The 20898-nt window shown below is 37.9% G+C and carries 21 protein-coding genes and 1 tRNA gene; 6 read left to right on the top strand and 16 right to left on the bottom strand.

All coding sequences use genetic code 11. The features are described from left to right. The first annotated feature begins 16 nt into the window (after positions 1 to 16). The 3 genes from O0236_RS03040 (at position 17) to O0236_RS03030 (ending at position 2777) form a co-directional block, all read left to right on the top strand. Positions 17 to 937: a WxL domain-containing protein gene (locus O0236_RS03040; RefSeq protein WP_268912693.1), complete on the top strand. Its 921-nt coding sequence runs from the start codon at positions 17 to 19 to the stop codon at positions 935 to 937. Between the two features lie 77 nt (positions 938 to 1014). After that, entirely contained in the window at positions 1015 to 1716 is a 702-nt protein-coding gene (locus O0236_RS03035) for a response regulator transcription factor (RefSeq protein ID WP_268912692.1), read from the top strand. Next, positions 1713 to 2777 carry a sensor histidine kinase gene (locus tag O0236_RS03030; protein ID WP_268912691.1) on the top strand — a complete coding sequence of 355 codons (1065 nt, stop codon included), beginning with the start codon at positions 1713 to 1715 and terminating at the stop codon, positions 2775 to 2777. Before O0236_RS03035 ends, O0236_RS03030 begins: the two co-directional genes overlap by 4 nt. 134 nt (positions 2778 to 2911) lie before the next feature. Here the strand turns inward: O0236_RS03030 and O0236_RS03025 are convergent. The 3 genes from O0236_RS03025 to O0236_RS03015 all read right to left on the bottom strand — a co-directional run bounded on the left by O0236_RS03025 (position 2912) and on the right by O0236_RS03015 (position 5370). After that, positions 2912 to 2984, bottom strand: a tRNA-Arg gene (locus tag O0236_RS03025). A 45-nt stretch (positions 2985 to 3029) separates the two neighbouring features. Then, positions 3030 to 4343: a DEAD/DEAH box helicase gene (locus O0236_RS03020; protein ID WP_268912690.1), complete on the bottom strand. Its 1314-nt coding sequence runs from the start codon at positions 4341 to 4343 to the stop codon at positions 3030 to 3032. Between the two features lie 31 nt (positions 4344 to 4374). Next, the gene (locus O0236_RS03015) at positions 4375 to 5370 is read right to left on the bottom strand and encodes a Gfo/Idh/MocA family protein (RefSeq protein WP_268912689.1); all 996 of its coding nucleotides are present in this window, start codon (positions 5368 to 5370) and stop codon (positions 4375 to 4377) included. 156 nt (positions 5371 to 5526) lie between these two features. Between O0236_RS03015 and O0236_RS03010 the strand changes: the two genes are divergently transcribed. After that, complete coding sequence (locus tag O0236_RS03010) at positions 5527 to 5859, top strand: DUF4828 domain-containing protein (protein WP_268912688.1); 333 nt, start codon at positions 5527 to 5529, stop codon at positions 5857 to 5859. On the opposite strand, the gene O0236_RS03005 is transcribed toward O0236_RS03010, so the two are convergent. Continuing rightward, positions 5853 to 6623, bottom strand: coding sequence for a GH25 family lysozyme (locus O0236_RS03005; RefSeq protein WP_268912687.1), 771 nt, complete (start codon positions 6621 to 6623; stop codon positions 5853 to 5855). The two genes, O0236_RS03010 and O0236_RS03005, sit on opposite strands and share 7 nt — an antisense overlap. Positions 6624 to 6651: 28 nt before the next feature. Continuing rightward, positions 6652 to 7497, bottom strand: coding sequence for a MurR/RpiR family transcriptional regulator (locus O0236_RS03000; protein ID WP_268912686.1), 846 nt, complete (start codon positions 7495 to 7497; stop codon positions 6652 to 6654). A 285-nt stretch (positions 7498 to 7782) separates the two neighbouring features. Between O0236_RS03000 and gntK the strand changes: the two genes are divergently transcribed. Beyond that, a complete protein-coding gene (gene gntK / locus O0236_RS02995; RefSeq protein ID WP_268912685.1) occupies positions 7783 to 9348 on the top strand; it encodes a gluconokinase in 1566 nt (521 codons plus the stop codon). Between the two features lie 51 nt (positions 9349 to 9399). Beyond that, positions 9400 to 10752 carry a gluconate:H+ symporter gene (locus O0236_RS02990; protein WP_268912684.1) on the top strand — a complete coding sequence of 451 codons (1353 nt, stop codon included), beginning with the start codon at positions 9400 to 9402 and terminating at the stop codon, positions 10750 to 10752. Between the two features lie 80 nt (positions 10753 to 10832). Here O0236_RS02990 and O0236_RS02985 read toward each other — a convergent pair whose 3' ends face one another. From O0236_RS02985 to fabF, 11 genes are all read right to left on the bottom strand, one after another. Further along, positions 10833 to 11402, bottom strand: coding sequence for a TMEM175 family protein (locus O0236_RS02985; RefSeq protein ID WP_268912683.1), 570 nt, complete (start codon positions 11400 to 11402; stop codon positions 10833 to 10835). Between the two features lie 112 nt (positions 11403 to 11514). Further along, complete coding sequence (locus tag O0236_RS02980; protein WP_268912682.1) at positions 11515 to 12099, bottom strand: TMEM175 family protein; 585 nt, start codon at positions 12097 to 12099, stop codon at positions 11515 to 11517. Positions 12100 to 12190: 91 nt separating this feature from the next. Then, the gene (locus O0236_RS02975) at positions 12191 to 13816 is read right to left on the bottom strand and encodes an ABC-F family ATP-binding cassette domain-containing protein (RefSeq protein WP_268912681.1); all 1626 of its coding nucleotides are present in this window, start codon (positions 13814 to 13816) and stop codon (positions 12191 to 12193) included. A 261-nt stretch (positions 13817 to 14077) separates the two neighbouring features. Continuing rightward, positions 14078 to 14884, bottom strand: coding sequence for a biotin--[acetyl-CoA-carboxylase] ligase (locus O0236_RS02970; protein WP_268912680.1), 807 nt, complete (start codon positions 14882 to 14884; stop codon positions 14078 to 14080). A gap of 119 nt (positions 14885 to 15003) precedes the next feature. Beyond that, positions 15004 to 15762, bottom strand: a complete 759-nt coding sequence (gene fabI / locus O0236_RS02965; protein WP_268912679.1) for an enoyl-ACP reductase FabI — start codon at positions 15760 to 15762, stop codon at positions 15004 to 15006. Positions 15763 to 15781: 19 nt separating this feature from the next. Continuing rightward, complete coding sequence (gene accA, locus O0236_RS02960) at positions 15782 to 16549, bottom strand: carboxyltransferase subunit alpha (protein ID WP_268912678.1); 768 nt, start codon at positions 16547 to 16549, stop codon at positions 15782 to 15784. Positions 16550 to 16559: 10 nt separating this feature from the next. Beyond that, on the bottom strand, positions 16560 to 17387 hold the full coding sequence (locus O0236_RS02955) for an acetyl-CoA carboxylase carboxyltransferase subunit beta (protein WP_268912677.1): 828 nt from the start codon (positions 17385 to 17387) through the stop codon (positions 16560 to 16562). Further along, positions 17368 to 18747 (bottom strand): acetyl/propionyl/methylcrotonyl-CoA carboxylase subunit alpha, encoded by a 1380-nt coding sequence (locus tag O0236_RS02950; RefSeq protein ID WP_268912676.1) that lies wholly within the window; start codon positions 18745 to 18747, stop codon positions 17368 to 17370. Before O0236_RS02950 ends, O0236_RS02955 begins: the two co-directional genes overlap by 20 nt. 18 nt (positions 18748 to 18765) lie before the next feature. After that, complete coding sequence (locus O0236_RS02945) at positions 18766 to 19182, bottom strand: 3-hydroxyacyl-ACP dehydratase FabZ family protein (protein WP_268912675.1); 417 nt, start codon at positions 19180 to 19182, stop codon at positions 18766 to 18768. 4 nt (positions 19183 to 19186) lie between these two features. Beyond that, on the bottom strand, positions 19187 to 19657 hold the full coding sequence (accB, locus tag O0236_RS02940) for an acetyl-CoA carboxylase biotin carboxyl carrier protein (protein WP_268912674.1): 471 nt from the start codon (positions 19655 to 19657) through the stop codon (positions 19187 to 19189). Positions 19658 to 19661: 4 nt separating this feature from the next. After that, positions 19662 to 20891, bottom strand: coding sequence for a beta-ketoacyl-ACP synthase II (gene fabF / locus O0236_RS02935; RefSeq protein WP_268912673.1), 1230 nt, complete (start codon positions 20889 to 20891; stop codon positions 19662 to 19664). Positions 20892 to 20898 lie beyond the last annotated feature (7 nt).

The raw sequence follows: 20898 nt of genomic DNA, 5'->3' as shown, positions 1-20898 counted from the left end.
TTAGGAGGAATTTATTATGAAGAACATGAAAAAACTATTAACTATTAGCGCAGTATCATTTTCAGGGTTGGTTGGTTTAGCAATCACTGGTAATAGTCAGATTGTCAAGGCTGCACCTTCATTCCCAACTTACACCGGGATTGCCCATAATGATTTAGATCCCATGGGTTCTGTAACCTATACAGCAAACAAGGGATTCAACATTGCTGATGGAATTTCAGGCTCTGGCTACTATTCAGGTGGTACAAAGTATTTAGGACCACGAAACGGTAAAAGTGCCGCTGCAGCAATTTCAACTATTCAAGTTAAAGTTTCAGATAGTAAAAAAGGCAAAGTCTTTACAATTAAGACTATTAAAACAAATACCAGCAACCAGAAACAACCTGCAGTTGGCCCTCGACTAGATGCTGTTCCTAATCTAAGCTTCAGTGGACTAAGCAAAGCAAAACTTTCTAAAAATGCACAATCTGTTGGACTAATGGGTTACTCAGTTAACAACGGAATAAGTGCTGGTAAGACTGCATTTGATGGAAACTCAATTGGAGCAATCAAGGTGAACGCTAAACGATCAGACAGTAACAGTGGCTATCGCCTATTTGCATCTCTTTCCCCTCTAAAGAATGCGCAAGGTAAAAACCTTTCGAAAGCTCGTTTAACCATCAACACCACTAATGCCAAGGGTGCTATTGGTTCAAAGGCAAAATTATACTCAAGTACTGGCAAGGCCAAGACTCTGTTAACTGCTAAACCTGGTGCAAAAGGTGAATCAATGGTCAAATTAGGTAAAAGTGATGTTAAGTTGCTGGTAGCCAAAGCAAGAAACATTACGAGTGGTACTTATCAAGCAAACTTAGTATTCACACTTGCTAATGCTGCTACTGCATCATCAAGTGCTGCCAATGCTAACTCATTGAGAACTCCAAGTGACTTAAGCTAAAAATTTTATGTATTTTAGAGAAAGCGAGGCTATACTTAAAACATAAGTATAGCTTCGCTTTTTTGGAGGTAAAATTAATGAGCAAAACTATTTTACTAGTTGATGACGAACCATCAATTACAGATATCAATGGTAAGTACCTTGAACGAGCTGGTTATGTGGTCCACATCTCTGCCAACGGAATTGAGGCGTTAGAGTGGCTGAAAAATCATTCCGCTGACTTAATTGCCACTGACATAATGATGCCAGAAATGGATGGTTACGATATGATCAACGAAATTATTGATAAAAATCCAGATCAACCATTTTTGTTTTTTACAGCTAAGACATCTGACCAGGATAAAATTTATTCGCTTACTTTAGGTGCTGATGACTTCATCAGTAAGCCATTTAGTCCAAGAGAGTTAGTTCTCAGGATTACTAATATTTTAAAGCGGGTTAACGGAAGTCAACACAACTCAATTGATGAGGACATCATAGTCGGTGACTTAACCATTAACCACCAGACTAGAGATGTAAAAATTGCTGGTAAGCACCTCACATTAACTGCCAAAGAATTTGAAATTTTGTGGATTTTAGCACAAAATCCGGAGCGAGTTTACTCAAAATCTGAGTTATATGACATGGTCTGGCAAGAAGATTTTGTTGACGACGCTAATACTTTAAACGTACACATCCATAATATTAGAAATGAATTGTCTAAAAACGGAACGGATAATACCCCCATTTTAAAAACTGTTTGGAGTGTAGGCTACAAACTGGAGGGGCAAGAAACATGAAATTAAGATATTTAGTAATTCTAAGTTACGTGATCTCAGTAATTACCACAATCTCAGCAGTCGTTTGGGCCGTCAATAAGATGGTGCTCGATAATCAGAGCGCCACTTGGATAATTATCATCACCACCGTTGCTAGTCTAATCGGAATCATAGTTGCACTTTTGTTACTTCACAAACCGTTTAAGTCATTAGACAAATTTAAAGTCCTTAGTCAAAATATTGCTGAAAATAAGTTTACTCAAATTAAAGGTGTGAATAGTCCACAAGAATTTCGTGATTTAGCGAATGATTTTAACCAAATGACTATTAGTTTAGACCAAACATTTTCTAAATTAAAAGACAGTGAACAGGAAAAAGATATGATGATCGCTCAACTTTCTCATGATATCAAAACCCCTATTTCATCAATTAAAGCCACGATTGAGGCTATCTTAGATGGTGTAATAACCCCAGATCAATACCAAAAATATTTTGAAACAATTGATAACCAGACAACCAGATTGAACCAGTTAGTAGAAGAGTTAGATTACATTCGGTCTAGTAAGTTTGAAGAGCAACATTACGAAATTAAAAATGAGCAAATATCTCTAGACAAATTACTGATTAAAATTTTGTCAGCCTTTCAAGTTCAAATCGACCGGGAGCATCGAGACGTTGACATCAATATCGATCCCAAAGCTAACTCAATCAATACAGACATTGGCAAATTGTCGAGAATCCTCTTCAATCTAATTAACAACGCTCTAAAATATTCAGACGCTGGTACATCACTCACTATCAGCAGTGAACTAAGTGACAATCGAATCAAAATTAAAATCAGTGATCATGGCATTGGAATACCGCAAGACGAACAGTCAAAGATATTCAACCGACTATACAGAGTTGAACAGTCAAGAAATATGCAGACAGGTGGTCATGGATTAGGATTGTATATTGCCCAGGATTTAACTAATCAACTAGGAGGTCGACTATCGGTCACAAGTAAGCTGCATTCAGGAAGCATTTTTACGATTGATTTACCCAATACAACCAGTATCGTATCAAAACACAGTTTATCCTAATTGTTCTTAATCAACATTCAAGGTTTTCTTTGTTCAAAATATTTTGTCGACTCAATAATGGCACCCGTCAAATTTCAAAATAAAAACCCGCAATAGCAATAATTAACATGCTATTACGGGTTTTTATCTATAAGTGACCTCACCCGGACTCGAACCGGGATCAACCGCTTAGGAGGCGGGTGCCCTATCCAGTTGTGCTATGAGGCCAAAACAACCCCTTAATTTTCTCATTTTTACTAGGGGTTGTAAAGATTAATTATTGGTTTTTCGCTGATGCCGCATTCCTTTACGTTTGGAATGTTTGTTCTTTTTCTTCTTGGGACTCTTAAGCGGACTATTAACTGTTTGAGCAACTGTTCGGGTCACTGATTTACCAGTTTCGACATTTTTTTCAGTTGTGTGTGTACCACTTTCCTGTTTCACAGCCTTACTTGGTTGCGAATCAGTCTTTTTAGTGGCAGGTCTTTTATCAACCAACTTATTTTCATCAAAATATAGTTGAGTTAGCTCAATGTCAGATCCTAACAACTTCTTAAAGTCTCTGAAATCATGATCATCACCTAGGCTCAACACTAACCCATCTCGATGCATTCTGGCTGTTCTTCCAGACCGATGAGTATATGTTTTATCATCCCTAGGCAATTCATAATTGATCACTGCCGGTAAATTGTCGATATCGATTCCTCGTGCGGCAACATCTGTCACCATCAAGAGGCGTGTCTTACCCTTACGAAAATCTCGGAGTGCATTTTTTCTGGCTAACTTAGTTTGTTCACTGGTTAGTCGCCCAATCTCTCGAATGTTTCTATGAGTTAGATTACTGAACGTTTTCTGTAAGGTGGTAACTTTATCAAAGAATACCAACGCTTTAAAATCATGAATTGCCAGTAATCTTGCCAGCATCAACGGCTTTTTAATGTTTGAAACCATCAAAAATCCGTGAGTCATTTTGCCCTTGCTATCATCGATGTCGGTCACATCAATTAACTCAATATCTTGATTAAACCACCGGTTAATGTGATCAATGACGTCATTTCGTGTAGCGGAAAACAATCCTAAAGTCACATCGTCTGGTGCCATATCGACCATATCTCTGATTGGATCAAGCGTTTCTTCGCTTAATAAATTATCAGCTTCATCAATCACGACAGAATCTAGTTCGTGAAGATTTAGCTTACCTTTATCAATTAACTCTGAGATTCGTCCTACCGTACCGACAATAATCTCAGGGTGTTCTTTTAATTTATCGATTTGACGACTAATGTTTGCCCCACCAATCGCTGACATGGCAGTTAAGCCAATTTCTTTAGACCAGTCTGAAACCACTCTAAAAACTTGCATTGCCAATTCAGCAGACGGTTCTAAAATCAGCAGGCTTAACTCGCCGTCCACACCTTCGATTCTTTCAAGTAGTGGTTCTATAAAAGCGACAGTTTTACCAGAACCAGTTGGTGAGATTCCGATAACACTCTTGCCTGCCAACAATGGTTGATAAACTTCTCGTTGGATAGCAGTAACTTCCGTGAATCCCAAATGTTTCTTAAGCTGTTCAAATTCAACTAACAATAAATTTCTCCTATGTTGCTCTTAGTATCCACTATTCATTAACAAAAACGATATGTGCATCTTGACGCAAATTATATAGTACTTTGTTTACATTAATACTTAATTGATTCCAATAGCGATAAAGCTTTTGATTTTCGGCGTCATCTGGTGCCAAAAGGACTTTAGCAAAATCAACTGCTTCCTCAATCATTGGGTTATCTAAATTAGTGTTACCGATAACGGTTCGTTTACCTTCAGTGTCATGATAACTAATCTCAGTTAGTTCACCAGCGTCATCAATTTCAATAAAGTCCTTTAGTCCAGAAACTTCAGAAGTCATTTCTGAATTAGACATTTTAGAAAAGTTCAAAACAACGGTAAAATCAGCATACTTCAACACTGCAGTACCTTTACCATCGACTCCAGTGTTAACTAACGTAGGGAAATATGCCACTTCATCTGGTAAGCCGAAGAGTGTCACAGCATCATAAACTGTGTAAACACCTAAATCTTGAAGTGCTCCACCAGCATATTTCAATGAGAAGACATTAGGTTCTTCACCAGCTAATACTTTGTCATATCTAGAAGAGTACTTGGAATAAGTGAATTCTGCTCCAGTAATCTCTTCCATTTGATTGATTTGTTTTTCAATCGCATGAAAATTAGCGGTGTGAATGTTTCTAGCAGCTTCAAAAAACTTAACCTCAGGATGAGCGGACAAAATTTCTTGAAATTCGGCCATCTGTTGTTGATTACTAAAAGCTGGTTTTTCAACAATGACATTTTTGCCGCTTTCCACTGCCTGCTTAGCTTGTTCAAAATGCAAACTGTTAGGTGATGCAATATAAACAGTATCAAAAACATCACTATTGAAAAATTCATTTAAATCAGTAAAAGTATCACGTGCACCATTTTCGCTGGCAAATTCTTCAGCAGTTTCCACTCTACGAGAATACACAGCTGTTAAATCATACTCTTTTAAGGACTTAATTGCTCCAACAAATTGCTGTGTAATCCAATTAGTACCAATAATTCCAAGTTTAATCATTCGAATCATCCTCCCTTTATCTATAATTGTAACAATGTTTTTACACGATTGACATTATTCGTTAGTCAGACTGTCACTTTATTTCGTTACAATACAACAAATTAAGATAATCATAGAACTAACTACTATTTAATTAATGCATTGAGAGGTATTTGTGTGAAATTAAAATTATTAAATAATCTCTGGTCACATAACAAGATGACCCATCAAAATGACAATCAAAACTCAAACCAATTACCGGTTTCTTTAGGTAAATATCAATATACAGATAACCAGTCTAATACTCATATTCTGGAGATCAATTCAACCGATAATTTTAAAATCGATCGGCACCCACTGTCAGTTCGAGTCCAAACTGTTTTTCAAAATACGTTAATTTTCGTGGATAACTTCGGTTATAAAATCGAAATTAAAACTAATGATGGTCAGCCAGTGGCATTCTATGATGAGTCTACTAACTCGTCCTATGACCTATCAATCGCTTATTGACTCAGATTCTTGTTTAAGTAATTATGCCATTCTTGAACTGTTCCATTAAAGACAGATTCATTCAGGAAGACTGTTTGGTTATCCGTTTCTACGGCAGCGTTTTGATCAGCGGAAATGAATGTCGCATCAGAGTTAGGATGTCCTAATCTACCATCGCTTAACCACGACTGTTGGCGACTGTTAATTCGCAATTTCAACTGTGAGACCATTGAACGTTTGGTCCAAATTATGACTGGTCGCTTATAATAATTTTTCAATTTAGAAATTAATAGTTTCAACTCTTTAGACACCCGCGGATAATCAAGGGTGTCTTCGTTGTATTTAGAGTATGGTTGCACAGAAATTGCAATTGGCAAACTTCCAGTATCATAACCAACTTGCCGAGTAAAGTTGGTAAATTGAGAGTTTGGTGAACTACTAAATGAAAAAACATGATAAACACCAATTGGTAATTGAGAACCCTGACTTCGTTGGAAATTGTTGTCAAAGCTGTCATCCGTATAGACCGAGCCTTGTGATGCGCGAATATACACGAATTTATAACCGTCAGTTTTCAACTGTTCAAAATCAATGTAACCATTCGCCTGGCTGATAGAAACACCTTTAATAGGATATTCTTTCAAAATCTGGTTGCGATGATAACGATAAATGCCATAACCGCCGCCAATCAGAATCAAGGCAATAAAAAAAACAAGGCCCCATCCAAAAAAAAGCCCACGGTTACGAGCTCGTTTATATATTGGCTGAACGTCTTGTCTTTTCATTTGTTAACATCACCCTGTTGAGTCAAATTCAGTTACGAGTACTCTCAATGATTCCTTGAACTTTCAATATTGCTTCTTCAGTATCTGGCCCCATTCTAACAGTCGACATCATGAATAGCGTGTCAATAATCGTCATTTGAGCAATTAAAGAGTACATCCCCTCAGAACGATAATTAGCTTCGTCACTTGAAGAAATAAAAGTAATATCGCTATGAAGTGCTAATGGCGAGTCTCGATAACTGGTAATACCAATTACAGTAGTTCCATTATTTTTTAACGTTTCTAATATTTTCAATGTTTGGCGGTTTTTACCTGAGTGTGATACAACAATCGCACAATCGACCGGGCCTAGCTTAACAGCCTGCATTAATTGGACGTCAAAGTCTGGATGGTAGAAACAGTCGATCGAAGTTCTTAAAAATTTGTGATAACCATCTAAGGCCGCCACAGCTGAACCACCTAGTCCAAAGAATCCTAACTGGCGACAATTAATAATTCTAAGGACGCTTCTAGCAAAATCGCTTTCTTCAATTCCTGCGCGGGTATCTTGTAAAGCTCTTTGGGAACTGTTAAAAGTCTTATCTGCAATCACACTTAAAGTATCATTAGCATCAATGTCCTTAAATATCGGTAAGTTCTGTGGCCGAAGTTGTGTGTAAGCCAGCGCCAGCGTGAATTCTCTAAAATTGTTGTATCCCAACGTTTTTACAAGTCTAGATACCGAGGCCGTCGACGTGTTCGTCTTCTCAGCCAGCTCCTCAATATTGGCTTCTGATGCATCTTGCGGATGCTCAATCACATACCTAGCAATTTTTTTGTTAGTTCTACTTAAGTCGTCAAAATACTGTTTTAATAACTGAACTGGTGTACTCACAAACTTCACCCCTTAATGTTTTCATGATCTTTGTAAATATTTTACAACAAAAAGGTTGCTTTGTGAAATTTTTTTCCATATAATCTAGTATAGCAATAAAATAAAAACTAATAGAACTTTTTAGTTGTTCTCTGGTTTTCAAAATGCTAAATTTTAATTTGAAAGCGGTATCTGTATAAGAAAAGAGTCTTAATTTATTGATACAATTTATATTCTATCATTTAAGCTATTCAATTTCGATATGGTACCGCTCTTTTTTTGACTTTGAGAAAGGAAGTTATTTTTATGGATTACACTTTGGGAGTAGACATTGGAACGACCAGTGTAAAGATCGTGCTTTTCGATACTGATGGAAAAGTTCACGGTTATTCAAACAATGGCTACACTTTGTACCAAGACATTCCCGATATGGCTGAAGAAGATCCAGATGAAATTTTCTCTGCAATGACAGACGGAATTTCTGCAGTTCTTAGAAAAGCCAACTTGGGCGACGACGAGCTCAAAGGTGTGTCATTCTCTTGTGCCATGCACAGTTTGATTTTATTGGATGCTGACCACAAGCCACTTACTCGTGCCATTACATGGGGCGATAACCGGGCTGTTAAGTATGCCGATGAATTAAAGCACAGCGATAAAGGGATGGAAATTTACCAACACACTGGTACTCCTATTCATCCAATGACACCACTTTCTAAAATTATTTGGTTACGTAACGACAAACCAGAATTATTTAAGAAAGCTCACTGCTTTGTAGGAATTAAAGAATATATCATTTACAAATTATTCGGAGTATTAAAGGAAGATTATTCAATTGCTAACGCAACTGGCCTCTTTAATATTTACAACATGGACTGGGATGAAGAAGCATTATCAGTTGCTGGAATCACCGCTGACCAATTACCTGAATTAGTTGATACTACTTATCAACTAAAGGGTATTCGTGAAGAATACGCTAAGGTATTAGGAATCTCAACTGACGTACCATTCATTATTGGTGCTTCTGATGGCCCATTAGCTAACTTAGGTGTTAACGCTATTAAGCCAGGCGTTGTTGCTGTAACAATCGGTACTTCTGGTGCTGTACGTGTTATTACTGACAAGCCAAGAACTGATCCTAAAGCTCGAGTATTCTGTTACTACTTAGCTAAGGATATGTGGGTCGTTGGTGGTCCCGTAAACAACGGTGGTGTTGTCTTCCGTTGGGTTCGTGATCAACTATGTGCCCCAGAAAAAGTAACCGCTGAACAAATGCAAATCGATCCATATGACTTGCTTACTGACATCGCTGCTAAGATTCCAGCCGGTTCAGACGGACTATTGTTCTTCCCATTCCTTGGTGGCGAACGTGCCCCAATCTGGGATGCTAACGCTCGTGGATCATTCTTTGGTCTAACTAGAACTCACACTCGTGCTCACATGATTAGAGCCGCTCTTGAAGGTATTGTTTACAACCTTTACACGGTTATGTTGGCACTTGAAGAAGTTGTTGGTAAACCAACTAGTATCCAAGCTAGTGGTGGATTTGCCCGTTCTGAGTTATGGCGTCAAATGTTAGCTGACATCTTTGAACAAGATGTTGCCATTCCAGAAAGTTTCGAAAGTACCGCTCTTGGTGCTGCCACTCTTGGTATGTACAGTCTTGGTTTGATCGATAACTTATCAGATGTTGCTAGGTTCGTGGGAACAACCAATGTACATCATCCAGAACCAGAAAACTTCAATGCATATCGTGAGTTAGTTCCAATTTATATTCGGTTAAGTCGTTCACTTCAACCAGAATATAAAAACATCGCTGATTATCAACGTCGCCATGTAAATCCCGACGAAAATAGCAGCGAAAGTAAAGCATAGGGTCCAATTTTTAAAAAATAAGGTACCAAATATTTATAAAGGGGAATGAATATGAAATTAATTGCATTAGCTATAGGAATTATATTCTTATTGGTATTAATTATTAGATTCAAGATCAATACATTCGTTTCATTAGTTCTAACAGCTGTAGTTACCGCTATTATGCTAGGTATGCCTTTAGGCAACATCGCAGACTCAATATCAACTGGTATCGGAAGCCAATTGGGTGAACTCTCAATGGTCTTTGGTTTCGGAGCGATGCTGGGGAGGCTAGTTTCTGACTCTGGTGGTGCTTATATTATCGCTGAAACTATGATTCAACGATTTGGTAAGCAACGTCTTCAATTAGCAATTATGATTGCCTCATTTATTCTCGGAATTGCCCTCTTCTTCGAAGTTGGTATGGTTCTGTTAGTTCCAATCGTATTCGCTATCGCTACTGAAGCTGGTGTGCCAATTCTATTCCTTGGAATTCCAATGGCCGCTGCCCTTTCAGTTACCCACGGATTCTTACCACCTCACCCAGCACCAGTTGCTATTGCACAAGTGTTAGGTGCAAATGATGGTCACGTATTACTTTATGGTTTCATTATCGCTATCGTGGCAGCTTACATTGCTGGTCCACTATTCTCAAAGGTTGCACGTAGATACGCACCTGCTGCTTTCGAACGTAAGGGTAACCTTTCATCAATCGGTGAAATTAAGCAATACACACCTGAAGAAGCTCCTTCATTTGGAATCTCAGTATTAACTGCTTTATTCCCAGTTATCTTGTTAGCAATTACTACTATTTACACAATGACTGTTCATGGTGGTCAAGCACCAAAGAACCCATCAACTATTGATTCAATTATTGAATTCATTGGTTCACCAAGTATCGCAATGTTAATCTCACTATTCTTTGCAATGTGGAGTATGGGTTGGAATCGTAAACGTACCACTCCACAAATCATGGAATCACTTGAAAATGCCGTTAAATCAATCGCTATGCTATTATTAGTTATTGGTGGTGGTGGTGCCTTCAAGCAAGTTCTAATTGATGGTGGTGTTGGTAAGGAAGTTGCTAAACTCTTCATTAACTCATCAATGTCTCCATTAATTCTTGGTTGGTTAGTCGCTGTTGTTCTTAGAATTGCTTTAGGTTCTGCTACTGTTGCTTCATTAACAGCTGCCGGAATCGTTGCTCCTCTAATGACTCAATCAGGTGTTAACCCTGCCTTGATGGTACTTGCTATTGGTGCCGGTTCATTAGCCGCATCACATGTTAACGATGCTGGTTTCTGGATGTTCAGAGAATATTTCGATTTATCAGTTAAGCAAACATTACAAACTTGGACTGTGCTTGAATCTGTAATTTCCGTTGTTGGTATTGCAATGGTTATGCTATTAAGCTTAGTTGTCTAGTTACTTGTAATTAAATTATAAAAAACGCCTTAGAGTTAAAACTCCAAGGCGTTTTTGTGTGTCAAAGACTACTATAAACATTATGATTGCTGCTTTTCATCCTTAAAATTACGTCGGACACTAATTATCATTAGTACAAAAGTACTAGTTAAACAAATTGGTGGCCAAAACGGCAAAACAATTATTGCCATCAATAGAATTGAATATCTAATAATGACTGTCACAACTGATTCTTGATTTATTTTTTCATCCAAATCTGGATTACTTAATACCAGACAGAATTCAGTTACCGAATACATTATCGTCCACAAAGCAGTGATTATCATATACGTCAACTCAGTTTGCCAATGAGTTGGATATTCACCGACCCAGGATGTTGCAAACGGAATTCCAGTCAACACAAGCAACCAAAATGTATTAGCTAGATATACCCTTAAATCGACACGTTTAGCTCTAGCAAACATCATATGATAGTTATACCAGGAAAGCATCACTAGCAAAAAACTAATTAAATATGCGATCGCTGCAGGTACCTGAGCGCGAAGAGAATCGAAAGTAAAATTATCTGGTGCATGAATTTCCAAAACCATGATAGTTGCCGCTATTGCGACGATCCCGTCAGTTAAAGCTTCCATCCGACTTTTATTCAATTAAGACACCGCCTCATCTAAATTATCTACCCATATATCATACCCTACTTAATTGATAATTTATGGATAAATCCGTCTAATAATAATTCAGATAAGACAACTCAAATAATTATTAAATCGAATGATTTTTGTGGGCGCGTTTTTCATCCCTAAAGTTAAACATCAAACTGATAATCATTAAAACTAACGTTGAAAATAGACCAATTGGTGGCCAAAATGGTAGAAGAATCAATGATCCCACCAACATTGTGTACCTAAAAATAATCCCCATAACCGATTCTTGATTAACAGACTTTTTAAGCTCTGGGTTGGCCCTTTCTAGGGCATGTGAAGTTACAGTGTACATAATTGCCCATAACGCGGTAATGAGTAAATAAGTCAATTCTGGTTGCCAATTATTTGAAAATCTACCGACCCAAGATGTGGCAAAAGGAATCCCCGTTAAAACTAATAGCCAAATAGTATTAGCTAAATATACCCGCAAATCAACTCGCTTAACATGTAAAAACATCAAATGATAACTATACCAAGATAGCATAACCAATAAAAAACTAATCAAATAAGCAATCATTGCAGGAACTTGATCACGAAGAGATTCAAACGTAAAACTATCTGGTGCATGAATTTCCAGAACCATGATTGTCGCCGCGATTGCGATAATTCCATCGGTCAATGCTTCCATCCGATTCTTATTCAATGCTTTCACCTCCCACATATATAATACTGCAAACCGTTAATTCTTCGTTCAAAAAAGGCCAGTCTAATGTGATTAGACTGGCCTAAAATTATTAATCGTAAAGATCTGCTAATTTACTTTGAACATCAGGATGATTAAGAAAATCATCATAAGTCGTATCCGCCTTATCGATGATACCGGTATTAGAAATTTCAATAATTCGGTTAGCGATGGTTTGGATAAATTCATGATCATGAGAAGTGAAAAGAATAGCTTCAGGGAAACTAACTAATCCCTCGTTCAAAGATGTGATTGATTCCAGATCCAAATGGTTAGTTGGGTCATCAAGTAATAAAGTATTACCCTTTTCCAACATCATCTTAGATAGCATACAACGGACTTTTTCGCCCCCTGAGAGAACTTGGACCTGCTTGTCGACATCATCACCTGAGAAGAGCATTCTTCCCAAGAATTGACGTAGGAAGGCGTCATCGTCACTCCCTTTAGGTGCATACTGTCTTAACCAATCAATGATTCGCAAATTGTTATTATTGAACTCACTAGTAAAGTCCCTGTTAATAGCTGACAATTTAACTGTTTGTCCCCAGATAACTTCTCCAGAATCAGGTGCCATTTTACCGGCCAAGATTTGCATCAATGTCGTAGTAATCAAATCATTTCGACTGACAAAGGCAGTTTTGTCGCCTGGTCTTAAAGTAAATGAAACGTTGTCCAGTACTTTAACACCATCAATCGTCTTAGAAATTTTATCAACTTGAACAAGATCATTTCCTAATGGACGATCTGGCTCGAATTTAATGAATGGGTACTTTCTAGAAGATGGCTTAATATCGTCCAACGTAATCTTTTCCAATTGCTTTTTACGAGAAGTAGCTTGTTTAGATTTAGAAGCATTCGCACTAAATCTGGCAATAAATTCTTGTAATTCTTGGACTTTTTCTGCCTTTTTGGCATTTGAATCTGCACGCATCTTGGCAGCTAATTCACTAGATTGTAACCAGAAATCATAGTTACCCACGAACATATTGATCTCACCGTAATCGACATCACACATCATCGTACAAGTTTGATTCAAGAAATGTCTATCATGGGAAACAATAATCACGATTTTTGAATAATCAGCTAAGAAATTTTCCAACCAATTGATAGTATACACATCAAGTCCGTTAGTAGGTTCGTCCAAAAGCAAAATATCTGGATTACCAAAAAGAGCTCTAGCTAACAATACTTTAACTTTTTGACCTTCAGTTAGGTCACTCATTAACTGTTGATGCATTTCCTCAGGAATTTCCAACGATTGGAGTAGTTGAGAAGCATCAGGTTCAGCATTCCACCCATCCATTTCTGCAAACTCAGCTTCTAAATCAGCGGCTTTAATACCATCTTCTTCAGTAAAATCTTCTTTTGCATACAGAGCATCCTTGGCTTCCATCACGTCAGAAAGATGTTGGTATCCTTGAATAACTGTTTGCATTACAGTCTGGTCTTCAAAGCCATAATGGTCCTGACTCAAACTAGAAATTCGCTCATTTTTATCAACATGCACTTCACCAGTACTAGGTGAAAGTCGTCCATCAAGTAACTTTAAGAACGTGGATTTACCGGCACCATTGGCACCAATTACTCCATAACAGTTTCCTTGAGTGAACTTTAAATTAACATTCTCGTACAACTTTTTACCGGAAATCTGTAATCCCATTTCTGAAATTGTAATCATTTAAACTAACCTCATATTTTTCTTTTAACTTTAATGACTTTTACTAAATTTCAATTGATTAATAAATAACTATTGTTTATTAAAGACAGCACCGACGAATCAATAAAATTGCTATAATCCTGATATGCTGTCGGGCTAATTGAATATATTTTGTTAAAACTAACAAGATCACTCATTTTATCATAGTTACCCATAGCTTAGTCAAATAATTCCAGACATATTTTATCTTTAACGTCTAAAATTGAATTAACGATGCGCATTTTAATTAGTCGCGTTCACCTTTAATACATCCCCACTGACGATATGCCTTAATTGACCGTCATTCAATTCAACCACTAAGTTGCCGAGATTATCAATATCTTTAGCAAGTCCGCGAATAATCATATTACCAGTTTGAACTTCAACCATTCTGCCAATCGTGTCAGATACTTGCCGATACTGATCGATTGTTACCTCAGAACCTATTTGGCCGAGCTGCTTGATAAAGTTTGAGTAAATTTCTGAGATAATTGCTTCTCTTACACCTGATTCTACTTCGTTAGTCAGAGAGCCCGCCTGGCCCTTTAAATCGTTGGGGAAGTCTTGGGTATTCAGGTTGATTCCAATTCCTAAAACTAAATTTTTTTGCTCATTAACATCAGTGATCATTTCAGCTAAGATTCCGCCGATTTTCCGACCTTGAAACAAGATGTCATTCACCCATTTGGCAGTCAATTTAATATTGGAAAAATTATTCTTGATAGCTTCGATGACAGCCATAGCAGCACCAATGGTTATTCTTCCAGAGAGTTCAGGGTCAATTTGAACTTGTGGAATCAAAATGCTCATATAGATACCTGTCCCAGCTGGTGAATAAAAAGGCCGGCCTCTTTTACCATGACCACTAGTTTGCTTTGCAGCCAAAACAATCATTGGTTTGATCTGTGGCGCCTGGGCTATAAGTCGTTTTAAGTACTCACTAGTGGAATCTAATTCGTCAAAAATTCTGATAATCGGCATTTGCTTACTATCTGAATTTTTCTCTGCCAATTTGTTGATTAATTTATCGTTCAGTTGATTTGTTTTCATATTATTTACCCATATTAGTAATTTATATTAAAATTCACAAAATAAAAGCCGTCCGGAATTTCGGACGGCTTTCCTAATATAAATAATAGCATAAATATAAAATAACAATTTCGTATCACTTACATTAAATGAACACCTTTATCAACGAACAATGTGTCACCTGTCATCCCCGTTGACAGATCACTCATCAGAAATGCGGCAACATTACCAATTTCTTCAATTGTGACACTAATATTATCGACTGTAAATCCTTTAGACATTTTAAGCAATTCGCTGTGACCTTTGATCCCAGTGACAGCTAATGTTTTAACGGCACCAGCTGAAATCGCATTAACTCGAATGCCATCACCACCTAATTCTTGAGCTAAGTAACGGACACTGGACTCTAGTGAGGCCTTAGCGATTCCCATCATATTGTAATTTGGAATGGCCCGGATTGAGCCAAAATATGTCAGAGTAATGATACTAGCTGGATTATTAAGATATGGTTTAGCATAGCGAGTTACTGCAATTAATGAATAGGCGCTAATGTTTTGGGCTAAATCATAGCCTTCTTTTTCGGTATTGAGCACCCCATTAGTTAGTGTATCTTTATCGGCAAATGCGATTGCATGAATGACACCATCGATCTTGCCATATTTATCACCAATTTTTTGAAAAGCTAACTCAATATTACTGTCTTCAGCAACATCACATTCAACCATATCTATGTCTTCTGGAACAAACCTTTGCAGGCTTTCTTTAATGCGGTCGTTTTGATATGTCAAAATAACTCTAGCGCCTTGTTCAATCAGTGCGTTGGTACATCCCCAAGCAATACTTCGTTTGTTAGCCACTCCCATGATGACAATCGTTTTGCCAGTCAAAATCCCATCCATTGTTTCTCCTCCGAATTTCTTAAAACTTTTCATACCGCATATTGCGTTGCTCAAGTAGTTCAGTAACGCTTAAATCTTGAAGCATTTTAAAACGGTCGTTTAGAAACTGCTTCAGATTATTCACATCTGTCTTTGACTCTACCTCTGGTAATATACCTTCAATTACGTGTTCTTTAAGCAAGGCCTCAGGTGTTAATCCTAATTCTTCAGCCGCTTCAGCAACCTTTTTTGAATCTTTCCACATGATGCTAGCATATCCTTCTGGTGATAGTACTGAGTAGATACTGTTTTCCAGCATGTAAACCTCATCCCCGCAGCAAAGCGCAAGTGCTCCGCCACTACCACCTTCCCCAAGAATGATACTGATGTAAGGAACTTTAAGTTGTAATCCTCGAATTATACATTGAGCTACGGCTGAACCCTGACCATGATATTCTGATTCAACATCAGGATACGCACCAGGAGTATTTACCAAAGCTAAAATTGGCCGATTAAATTTTTCTGCTTGCTCCATGGCTCTCAACGCCTTGTGATAACCGGCCGGAGTTGGACTACCGAAATGACGATCAATATTACTTTCAGTATCGTCTCCCTTGGATATTCCAACCACTGTGATTGGTAATTTGTCCAAATAACCGACTCCAGCAATTACAGCATGATCATCCGCATATCTTCGATCCCCGTGAATTTCAAAAAAATTAGTTAACAGTTGATTAACTAATGTAGTCGTCAAAATTTTATTTTGACTTCGAGCAGCAGAAACTTTCTCATAAGCTGAATTTTTCATCGCTAATCTCCTAAGCTTCATGCAATTTAATCAATTGATGCAACGTCTGTTTCATATTTTTTCGTTCAACAATGGCATCTATAAAGCCGTGTTGTAAAACAGTCTCGGCCTGTTGAAAATCAACCGGTGGTTTTTGACGAATAGTTTGTTCAATAACCCGCCTTCCGGCAAATCCGACAAGGGCATGTGGTTCAGCTAGAATAATATCCCCATCCATAGCAAAACTAGCTGTGACTCCCCCAGTGGTTGGATCACATAACACTACTACATAAAACAATCCGGCTTGGGCATGTTCACTAATCGCCGCAGAAACCTTGGCCATTTGCATTAAGGACATGATGCCTTCTTGCATTCTTGCTCCCCCAGAAGAAGTGAACATAACCACTGGTAATGACTTATTGGTTGCTAATCTAAATAGTCGCGATATTTTCTCGCCGGTCATCGAACCCAGACTACCCATGATAAAAAAGGGATCCATAATTCCAGCAGCAAATGAAGTATCTTGGATCCTGGCCATTCCTGTCAGAACACTCTCGTTAATACCGGTAACTTCTTTAGCTTTTTCAAGTTTTGCCAAATATTTAGCATTTTGGTATCGACTGGGAGCCACTATATCAGCACCAATTTCTTCAAAATCATCGAAAGTAATTTCGACTCTCTTCTTAGCGGTAATCCTAAAACCATAACCACATTTAGGGCAAACGTTCAGTGCACCAACTTGTTTTGCAAAAAAAACTTCATGACAAATTGGGCATTCCTTGATGAGATTGTCCGGAATATCGCTCATTCTTTTTCTTAAGATATCATTACTAGGAGTTTTAAATTTCCCCGTTTCCATTAGTAACCTCCTGTGGCTTAAGAATCTCCTCTTCAAGATAACTAGTATCGAATTCACCACTAATAAATCCATCGCTATGAAGAATAACTTTCAGAAAATCTTGATTTGTCATAACTCCACCGATTTCTAACTCCGTTAAAATTCGATTCATTTTGTTAACAGCCGTTTGGCGGTCGTCTAAATGAACGATGACCTTAGCAATCATTGAATCATAAAATGGCGAAATAAAACTGCCCTGAACAATACCTGAATCAAACCTGACCCCCAATGATCCATCAGGAAGATACAGATGAGTTATTTTCCCAGGTTGGGGAACAAATCCTTGATAAGGATCTTCCGCATTCAATCGACATTCGATAGCGTATCCCTTAAGAACCGCTTTATCTTGGCCAAAAGGCAATTCCTCTCCAGCAGCCACTAGAATCATGGCTTTGATTAATTCAATTCCCGTGACCTCTTCACTGATTGTGTGCTCTACCTGCAATCGCGTGTTCATTTCCATAAAGTAAAAGTTATGTTCCCGATCCATTAAAAATTCGAATGTCCCAGTATTTGTATAATGTAAACTTCTGGTGGCTTTTGTAACGATGTCACCCAAATACTGTCTTTCATTCGGACTAATTTCTGAACAGGGACTCTCTTCAATTACTTTTTGATGATTTCTTTGTAATGAACAATCTCGCTCTGGCAAATACACAATATTGCCAAAATTATCGGCAATTACCTGCATTTCAATATGTTTAGTATGAGTTAATAATTTTTCCACATAGATATCATCATCGTTATAAGAAATGCGTGCTTCTTGCTGAGTAGATAAGAAGGCTGATTCCAAATCAGCAGATCGATCAACTCGCCGGATACCTTTTCCCCCACCGCCTGCGGCTGACTTTAATAAAATTGGATATCCAATTTCATCTGCAATTTGCTTAGCATCCTTCACGTCACTAACTACACCATCACTACCAGGAATAACCGGCACCCCAGCTTTTTTCATTGCCAATCTGGCGTTGGATTTATCACCCATTAATTGAATGATGTCTTCGTTAGGTCCAATAAATTTAATATGACACTCTGCGCATAAAGCCGCAAATTCAGCATTTTCAGATAGAAAACCGTAACCTGGATGAATTGCTTCGCATCCAGTTAAATTGGCAGCACTGATAATTTCTGCCATATTCAAATATGAGTCACTGGGTTGCGGTCCACCAATTTTAATGGCTTCATCAGCCAATGACACGAATAGACTATCTTGATCAGCACTAGAATAAACCGCAACAGCAATAATATTCATATCATGAAGAGCTCTGATAATTTGCACAGCAATTTCGCCACGATTGGCAACTAATACTTTTTTAAACATATATTCACCTCAGAATGTCTATTCAATTGCAAATACTAGCTCAGCTTCTGCAATCATCTGGCCTTCTCGAAAAATTTCTCCATGACCAACACCAACATTTAACTTCAGTTTCTGCAAGGTAACTACCATGGTCAACTTGTCTCCTGGCCTGAAATCATCTGTAAACTTCGCAGATCTAATACCACCAAAGAAAACATTTTTTCCTGCGTATTCATCCATACTCAATATGGCAGCAACACCAGTTTGCGCAACTGCCTCGATTAAAATAGGCCTAGGAACTACTAAATTATCTTGGGGTTGATTAGCGAAGAACCATTCATTGATAGTCAATAACTTGGTTGCACTAGCACTTTTCCCAGGAGTGACCTCATTGAAATAGTCAATCATTTGAAATGGGTAACGTTGAGGGATCACATCTTGAACTTCCAAACTCATTTACCTATTCCTCCTCAACTTGAAAAATGGGTTGGTCAAACTCAACCATTGACCCATCTTCAACTAACGTGTTTGTAATTACACCAGCCACATTACTTTTAACTTCATTAATCATCTTCATTGCTTCAATCACACAAACAACTTCACCTTTAGAAACATGATCGCCAATCGCCTTAAAAGCGGGCTTTTCTGGACTCGGAGAAAAGTAAACAACTCCCACTAATGGTGCTTTGATTTCAACTGCTTCAGTATTTTCAGTTGGCAAACTACCATTGGCATCATCAGTACTTTCAGTTGCTTCAATATCGGTCGAACTCGAGCTGCGATCAACTTGTTCAGCATTGCCAATGATTGTTGGTTCTGCTGATTCACGTTTACTTAGTGATAACTTAAAATCATCATCCTGAAGTTCAAAATTCATCATCGATGATTGATCAAATTTTTCCATTAATTTCTCAATTGATTTTTCATCCATCAGGCTATTCAACTCCCTTGAATGCCAATACAGCGTTATGTCCTCCAAAACCAAATGAATTACTAATTGCAACGTTAACGACACCATTCTTGTTGTCCTCAGTAACTAGGTCAACAGGACATTCTTCATCTTGATGTCTCAAACCGACATTCACTGGCATTTGGTTTCTTTGAATTGCACCAACAACTGCAACTGCTTCGATAGCACCAGCGGCACCAAGCAAGTGGCCAGTCATTGATTTGGTACTACTTACCTTGACATGATCATTGTCATCAAAAACACTCATAATAGCTTTAGATTCCGCACTATCATTAGCTTTAGTACTAGTTCCATGAGCATTGATATAATCTACTTCACTGGCATCAATATTTCCTTCATCCAATGCCTGTTGCATTGCACGAATAGCACCACGGCCTTCTGGATCCGGTGCGGTCATATGATATGCATCACTTGTTGTGCCGTAACCAACGATTTCGCAAAGGATGTTAGCACCACGATTTTTTGCATGGTCATAACTTTCCAAGATCAATGTTCCGGCACCCTCGCCAAGAACAAATCCATCCCGATCTTTATCAAAAGGAATTGAAGCCCGCAATGGATCTTCATTCTTACTTAAAGCTGTTAAAGCCGCGAAACCTGCGATACCAATTTCATTAACTGAGGCCTCTGAACCACCAGCGATCATTACATCTGCCTTACTAGATTTGATGAATTCAAATGCATTACCGATTGAATTAGTTCCTGATGAACAGGCAGTAACAACTGCTTGGCTAGTATTTAAAGCATTAAATTCAATAGCGATATTTCCAGCAGCCATATTAGCAATAGAATTAGGAACAAACAGTGGTGATACTCGCTTGGGTCCCTTGTCATGCATTTTAATAACTTGTTCTTCAATCGTAGTTAAGCCACCAATTCCGGAACCGTAAATAACACCTAGTTGATAAGGATCAAGATTATCTTCATTTAATCCAGCCATTTCCATTGCTTCTTTAGCGCTATAAACAGCGTAATTACTGAAGGCATCATTTCTGCGAGACGATTTCTTATCTAATCTAACAGTTGGATCAAAGTCCTTAACTTCACCAGCCACCGTGATTCCAGTACCAGAAGCATCGAACTTAGTGATCTCAGTAATTCCAACTTTAGAATCAAACATATTATTTAAGAATGACTCAACATCGTTTCCTAACGGATTAACCGTTCCGATTCCTGTAACAACAACTCTATTCATAAACGTG

The organism is Lentilactobacillus sp. SPB1-3 (genome assembly GCF_026913205.2).
GTDB classification, from domain to species: domain Bacteria; phylum Bacillota; class Bacilli; order Lactobacillales; family Lactobacillaceae; genus Lentilactobacillus; species Lentilactobacillus terminaliae.
This window is presented reverse-complemented; position numbering and strand designations above follow the sequence as displayed.

What these genes read in the sequence shown, in the direction of transcription:
- fabI (WP_268912679.1), bottom strand. Translation starts at nt 15,762, where the DNA reads ATGGATGGGATTTTGACTGGCAAAACGATTGTCATCATGGGAGTGGCT.
- gntK (WP_268912685.1), top strand. Translation starts at nt 7,783, where the DNA reads ATGGATTACACTTTGGGAGTAGACATTGGAACGACCAGTGTAAAGATC.
- O0236_RS03015 (WP_268912689.1), bottom strand. Translation starts at nt 5,370, where the DNA reads ATGATTAAACTTGGAATTATTGGTACTAATTGGATTACACAGCAATTT.
- fabF (WP_268912673.1), bottom strand. Translation starts at nt 20,891, where the DNA reads ATGAATAGAGTTGTTGTTACAGGAATCGGAACGGTTAATCCGTTAGGA.
- O0236_RS02970 (WP_268912680.1), bottom strand. Translation starts at nt 14,884, where the DNA reads ATGAAAACAAATCAACTGAACGATAAATTAATCAACAAATTGGCAGAG.
- accA (WP_268912678.1), bottom strand. Translation starts at nt 16,549, where the DNA reads ATGAAAAATTCAGCTTATGAGAAAGTTTCTGCTGCTCGAAGTCAAAAT.
- accB (WP_268912674.1), bottom strand. Translation starts at nt 19,657, where the DNA reads ATGGATGAAAAATCAATTGAGAAATTAATGGAAAAATTTGATCAATCA.
- O0236_RS02950 (WP_268912676.1), bottom strand. Translation starts at nt 18,747, where the DNA reads ATGTTTAAAAAAGTATTAGTTGCCAATCGTGGCGAAATTGCTGTGCAA.
- O0236_RS02990 (WP_268912684.1), top strand. Translation starts at nt 9,400, where the DNA reads ATGAAATTAATTGCATTAGCTATAGGAATTATATTCTTATTGGTATTA.
- O0236_RS02945 (WP_268912675.1), bottom strand. Translation starts at nt 19,182, where the DNA reads ATGAGTTTGGAAGTTCAAGATGTGATCCCTCAACGTTACCCATTTCAA.
- O0236_RS03040 (WP_268912693.1), top strand. Translation starts at nt 17, where the DNA reads ATGAAGAACATGAAAAAACTATTAACTATTAGCGCAGTATCATTTTCA.
- O0236_RS03035 (WP_268912692.1), top strand. Translation starts at nt 1,015, where the DNA reads ATGAGCAAAACTATTTTACTAGTTGATGACGAACCATCAATTACAGAT.
- O0236_RS03005 (WP_268912687.1), bottom strand. Translation starts at nt 6,623, where the DNA reads ATGAAAAGACAAGACGTTCAGCCAATATATAAACGAGCTCGTAACCGT.
- O0236_RS03030 (WP_268912691.1), top strand. Translation starts at nt 1,713, where the DNA reads ATGAAATTAAGATATTTAGTAATTCTAAGTTACGTGATCTCAGTAATT.
- O0236_RS02955 (WP_268912677.1), bottom strand. Translation starts at nt 17,387, where the DNA reads ATGGAAACGGGGAAATTTAAAACTCCTAGTAATGATATCTTAAGAAAA.
- O0236_RS02975 (WP_268912681.1), bottom strand. Translation starts at nt 13,816, where the DNA reads ATGATTACAATTTCAGAAATGGGATTACAGATTTCCGGTAAAAAGTTG.